The following is a 692-nucleotide window of genomic DNA, read 5'->3' as shown; positions in this document are numbered from 1 at the left end:
AGGCGGATGCCGCTCGTCACGAACGGCTTCTCCGGATCGTTCGGGATCGCGTTCTTGTTCACCGTGATGTGCGCCGCGCCGAGCGCCGCTTCCGCTGCCTTGCCCGTGATGTTCTTCGCGCGCAGGTCCACCAGCATCACGTGGCTTTCGGTGCGGCCCGACACGATCCGCAGGCCACGCTTGACCAGCGTTTCAGCCAGCACGCGTGCGTTCTCGACCACCTTCTGCTGATATTCCTTGAACTCCGGCGACAGTGCTTCCTTGAACGCCACCGCCTTGCCGGCGATCACGTGCATCAGCGGGCCGCCCTGGATACCCGGGAAGATTGCCGAGTTGATCTGCTTCTCGTACTCGGCCTTCATCAGGATCACGCCGCCGCGCGGGCCGCGCAGGCTCTTGTGCGTCGTCGTCGTGACGAAGTCCGCGTGCGGCACCGGGTTCGGGTACACGCCCGCTGCGATCAGGCCGGCGTAGTGCGCCATGTCGACCATCAGGTACGCGCCGACCGACTTCGCGATCTTCGCGAGACGCTCGAAGTCGATCTTCAGCGCGAACGCCGATGCGCCCGCGACGATCAGCTTCGGCTTGTGCTCGTTTGCCAGCTTCTCGGCCGCGTCGTAGTCGATGTCTTCCTGTTCGTTCAGGCCGTAGCTGACGACGTTGAACCACTTGCCCGACATGTTCACCGGCGA

Annotated in this window: 1 protein-coding gene; it reads right to left on the bottom strand. The window is 64.3% G+C overall.

Annotated elements, in window-relative coordinates; all coding sequences use genetic code 11:
* Positions 1-692, bottom strand: a 692-nt coding sequence (locus DIE04_RS29505) for a serine hydroxymethyltransferase (RefSeq protein WP_124540788.1), incomplete at both ends; no start/stop codon positions are given.

It is taken from the genome of Burkholderia sp. Bp8994 (assembly GCF_003853805.1).
Lineage (GTDB): Bacteria > Pseudomonadota > Gammaproteobacteria > Burkholderiales > Burkholderiaceae > Burkholderia.
Note: the sequence above shows the minus strand (reverse complement) of the source record. Positions and strands in the feature narration are given on the sequence as shown.